This window comes from Microvirga sp. P4_G7, assembly GCF_056401005.1.
On the sequence record NZ_JBFUKD010000247.1, the window covers coordinates 1 to 4,929 of the forward strand.

The following is a 4,929-nucleotide window of genomic DNA, read 5'->3' on the forward strand; positions in this document are numbered from 1 at the left end:
TCTCTACACGCTCGGCGCGATCTTTCTGTTCGGCGGTGAATTGAACGGCACCATTCTGATGGCGAAGCGCCACCGACTGCGGGACGAGAAGGCGCAATTCGCCGAGCCGATCACGTTGCCCTAACGAGAACCTCGAAACGAAAACGGCCGGGACTTTGCCCGGCCGACCCGTTCATCGTTTGGCGCCGCTCAGCCGACGACGCGGTATTTTACGAAGCCTTCCGGAGCATCGCCGACCTTTTCGACCTTGATTCCCGCCGGCTGGTAGGACGCGGCGTTCGGACCGGTCAGGAAGAACGCGTTGACGTTCGAGGGAATCGCAAGCGACCACGATCCGTCGGCCTTGGGAGCGACGGTCTTGCGTTCGATGATGAAGCGCATGATGGCATCGCGCGTCAGATCCGGCGCTTCGAACACGATCGTGTTGCCATCGGCGCCCGGGAAGTTGCCACCGCCGCCCGCGCGATAGTTGTTCGTCGCGACGACGAAGACCTGATCATCGGCGACCGGCTTGCCGTTGTAAGTCAGATCCTTGATGCGATGCGCGTCCTTGGCGACGAGCTTGCCGTCATTGTCGTAGCGCGAGGCCTGGGTCGGATCGATCTTGTACTGCACGCCCGCGATCACATCGAAATTGTAGGCCGGGAACTTGGTGTTGATCAGGTCCTGCTCTTCGGTCTTTGCGGGGTCGATCTGGTTGTAGATTCCCGCCGAACGTTCGAGCCATTCGCGCACCTGCGCACCCGTCACCTTCACCGCGCGCACGGTGTTGGGATAGATGTAGATATCGGCCATGTCCTTGATCGCCAGCGGACCCGGCTTGATCTCGGTGAAGTAGTTCGGGCCGCCGCGTCCGCCGGCCTTGAAGGGCGCCGCCGCGGAGAGAAGCGGGAGGTCCTTGTAAGGCGTGGTCTTGAGAAGATCGGCCACGTACCAGGCCTGCGCTTCGGCGACGATCTTCACAGACGCGTCATCGGCGACGAGCGAATAATACGAGTGGATCGGAACGGACGTCTGACCAACGGGCTCGCGTACATATTTCAGGGTCGCATCGTGGTCGGCCTGCGCGGCGGCGAGAACCAGCGCTTCGGACTCGGCCTTCGGCACGATCTTGCGGTCGACGCGATCATAGATCGGACGCGCTTCGGTCTTGAACGCCAGCACCTTCCAGGCGTCGCCGGCCTTCACCAATTCGAGATCGATCAGCCCGAGATGGCTGCCCCAGAATCCGGCCATCACCGCCGGCTTGCCGTGTAGCGTTCCCTTCTGCACGTCGACACCGGGAATGCCGTTGAATTCCTTCCCGCCCGGGAACACGAAATGCTGGTGACCCGTCAGAATGACGTCGATGCCGTCGACCTTGGCGAGATGCAGAGCCGCATTCTCTTCGCCGCCCTTGCGGTCGCCRCCGGCGATGCCGGAATGGCAAAGCGCCACGACGATGTCCGCGCCTGCCTTCTTCAAGTCCGGCACGTGCTTCTGGGCCGCGTCCACAATGTCGATGGTCGTCGCCTTGCCGTCGAGATTGGCCTTGTCCCATTGCACGATCTGCGGCGGTACGAAGCCGATCACGCCGACCTTGATCTTTTGCTTCGCGCCCGACTCGTCGACGAATTCGCGGTCGAGGATCAGCCAGGGCTGTCGCAGCGACTTGCCGTCAGACTTCGTGACGTTGGCGCAAACGATGGGGAATTTCGCCGTGCCGAGTGAATTCTGCAGGAAATCGAGACCGTAATTGAACTCGTGATTGCCGAGCGTCCCGCAATCATAGGAGAGCGCGTTCATCGCGGCGACCATGGGATGCGTTTCGCCCTCCTTCATGCCGCGCCGATAAGCCACGAAATCGCCGAGCGGCGAGCCCTGGATCAGGTCTCCGTTGTCGAACAGCAGGCTGTTCTTGGCCTCACCCCGGGCCGCCTTGACGAGATTCGCCGTGCGCGCCAGGCCAACTGTGTCGTCAGCGCCGTCACGGTAGTAATCATAAGGGAAAACGTTGGCGTGGATGTCGGTCGTTTCCAGGATGCGCAGCTTGACCACCGGATCGGCAGCAAAGGCGAAAGTCGGAAGGCCCGCTACGGCAGCCGCGGCAACGCCCGTCTGGAGCGCGCGGCGGCGGGTCATGGAAGTCGCTGACATTTTTTGTTCCCCTGATGAAACAGCGTTCGCTGTCGTCGAAGGAACACGACTTTTGTGACAAGATCAATAATAGCCGCCTAAGAACGTTGTGCGGCGCGGACATGTTTGTTCGGATGTCCGATCCCTCATTCATGTCACGGCCGGCTCGTCCCGGCCACCTCGATCGGATGAACCCTGCGCCTTACAAATCGGGGTCACCGGGACAAGCCCGGTGATGACATCGCGCTCGGCGAGGGGGAGAATGAGTGGCGTTTCCGCCGAGCGGGCATCCATCCACTGTACGACCGGACGGACATCCCGCGCGTCGTGAAGCGCCGCATGTCGCGACAGCCGGCAGATCTCGACGATCCCGCGCATCAGGACCCACGTGACCCCGAAAATCGTCAGCGCCGTCATGACGACCATGAGTGCCTGGATCGGCTCGGATGCTGATTGAAACTTGGACAACGCATCGGCGACGATGCTGTACGGCTGGTCCATGTCTAACTCCCCAAGGTGAGGYGACCACCAGCGCTGCTGGTGGTCGGGGAGTAGTAAGACCGCCGAAGGACGGCCGCATTGGCCTTTAGGCTTTCACCCTGGACATTCGCCAACACCTCCCCGGCCATAGAGCGAGGGAGGCATCGTTACGGTCGATGCCGACCGCTACAGGAGAGGTTTACTAGACCCCGAACCGGGTGCGCCCGATTCTAATCAAGAGGTATCATGGGGCGAGGACCAGGGCCAACAAGCGTGGCCTTCCCGCGCGACCGCCCCCTACCCTCCGAGCGCCGCATCCAGATCCTGAAAGAGGTCGTCCGGATCTTCTATACCGGTGGATAGGCGCAGCAGATCGGGCGGGCATGGCGTGCCCGGACCMTCGATCGACGCCCGGTGCTCGATCAGGCTCTCGACGCCGCCGAGCGACGTCGCACGCTTCCACAGTTTTACCCGCGCCGCCGTCTCGATCGCCCCGGCCTCGCCGGCCGTGACCTGGATCGACATCATGTAGCCGAAGCCGTTTTCCATTTGGCGGGCGGCGATGTCGTGACCGGGATGCTGCGGCAGGCCGGGATAGAGGACCCTGGCGACCCGCGGATGCGAGGTCAGACGCTCCGCCAGCGCCATTGCGCTCTTGGCTTGCGCCGCCGCGCGCAACGGAAAGGTCCGCAATCCGCGCATCAGGAGATAGGCCTCGAACGGCCCCAGGATGGCGCCCTGCATCTTACGGATCGAGGTGACACGGTTCCAGAAATCGTCGGCCTTGGCGCCTGCCAAGGCGCCGGCGACCACGTCGGAATGGCCGTTCAGGATCTTCGTCGCCGCGTGCATGACGATATCGGCGCCAAGCGCGAGCGGCCTCGTGTGAAACGGCGACGCCGTGGTCGAATCAACAGCGAGACGAGCACCGGCGCGGTGCGCGATGTCGCCGGCGGCGGCAATATCCGTGATCGTCCACAAGGGATTCGAAGGAGTCTCGATCCACACCAACTTGGTGCGACCCGGCACGACGGCCTTGGCGAGCGCGTCGCTATCGTCGGTCTCGACGAAATCGACCTTCAGTCCCCAGCGCAGAGCTTCGGTCATCAGCCAGTTGCGCAGCGCCCAGTACATGACCTTGGACGCGACCACGTGATCGCCCGGGTCGAGCGCCTGGAAAACCGCCGTGGCGGCGGCCATGCCGGAGGAAAACAGCAGGGCTCCGGCCTCGGCTTCCTCCAGCATCGCAAGGACGGCCTCCGCCTCGCGGATGGTCGCGTTGTCGGGACGACCATAGACGTAGCCCGAGGAATAGGAGTTGTCCTCGTCGCGGATATACGTCGTCGAGACATGGATCGGCAGCACCACGGCTTTGGTGACCGGATCGACATGGCCGAGGGCTTGCGCCGCCAGAGTACGTTTGGACCAAGTTCTTCCTGCCATGGGAACCTCCGACGCTAAGGCGGGTTTGCAGACGAATCCGAAGCTCATCCATAATGGGATTTATGCCGCCATGCCTACCATGCACTCGTCGATGAGAGACACTTCGCCGGGACCGTTCGCGCGTTTCCTGATCGCGGCCGTACCCGTGGCCCTGGTGGCGTTTCTCGGCAACCTGGCGACGATGCCGAACATTCCGACCTGGTATGCAGGCCTCGTCAAGCCGAGCTTCACGCCGCCGAACTGGCTGTTCGGGCCGGCCTGGACACTTCTCTATGTGCTGATGGCCTACGCGCTCTGGCGGATTCTTTCCCTGCCCCGCGAAACGCCCGGGCGAACCGCGGCCATCACGGCCTTTTTTGTGCAACTTGCGCTGAACGGGCTGTGGTCGTGGGCTTTTTTCGCCGCCCATAGCCCAATTGCGGGACTGATGGTGATCGTCGCGCTGGTTGTCGCCGTCATCGTCACGATCCGGCTGTTCTGGCCGCTCGATCGGGTCGCAGGGGCGCTGCTGTTGCCTTATCTGGCCTGGATCTGCTTTGCGACGGCGCTCAACGGAGCGATCTGGCAGCTCAATTGAGCCGTCAGGTCTTCTCGCCTTCGAACAAGTCGGGATTGGTGTCCAGGTGGTCGAGAACGCCCACATAGGGCAACTGGCGGTAAGAATGGGCGACGTCCATGCCGTATCCGACCACGAACACATCGGGGCACGTGAAGCCGACGAAATCCGCGTCGATGGTGACAGCGCGCTTATGCGGCTTTTCAAGCAGGACCGTCGTCAAAACCCTTTTCGCGCCGCGAGCCATCAGAAGGTCCTTGGCGAAGGCGACCGTGCGTCCGGACTCGAGGATGTCGTCGACGAGCAGGATATCGCGACCGCGCACGTCGCTCTCC

At 62.6% G+C, this 4,929-nt stretch carries 5 protein-coding genes; 1 reads left to right on the top strand and 4 read right to left on the bottom strand.

The genetic code is table 11. The features are described from left to right. Positions 1 to 189: 189 nt before the first annotated feature. The 3 genes from AC1DT3_RS11950 to AC1DT3_RS11960 form a co-directional block, all read right to left on the bottom strand. Positions 190 to 2,136, bottom strand: coding sequence for a bifunctional 2',3'-cyclic-nucleotide 2'-phosphodiesterase/3'-nucleotidase (locus tag AC1DT3_RS11950; RefSeq protein ID WP_477465472.1), 1,947 nt, complete (start codon positions 2,134 to 2,136; stop codon positions 190 to 192). Between the two features lie 129 nt (positions 2,137 to 2,265). Next, complete coding sequence (locus AC1DT3_RS11955; protein WP_477465473.1) at positions 2,266 to 2,616, bottom strand: hypothetical protein; 351 nt, start codon at positions 2,614 to 2,616, stop codon at positions 2,266 to 2,268. Positions 2,617 to 2,892: 276 nt separating this feature from the next. Beyond that, a complete protein-coding gene (locus AC1DT3_RS11960) occupies positions 2,893 to 4,038 on the bottom strand; it encodes a trans-sulfuration enzyme family protein (RefSeq protein WP_477465474.1) in 1,146 nt (381 codons plus the stop codon). Between the two features lie 70 nt (positions 4,039 to 4,108). Here AC1DT3_RS11960 and AC1DT3_RS11965 point away from each other — a divergent pair, with 70 nt between their 5' ends. Further along, a complete protein-coding gene (locus tag AC1DT3_RS11965) occupies positions 4,109 to 4,615 on the top strand; it encodes a TspO/MBR family protein (protein ID WP_477465475.1) in 507 nt (168 codons plus the stop codon). A 4-nt stretch (positions 4,616 to 4,619) separates the two neighbouring features. On the opposite strand, the gene AC1DT3_RS11970 is transcribed toward AC1DT3_RS11965, so the two are convergent. After that, positions 4,620 to 4,929: phosphoribosyltransferase (locus AC1DT3_RS11970; RefSeq protein ID WP_477465476.1), on the bottom strand; the 310-nt coding region annotated here is incomplete at its 5' end.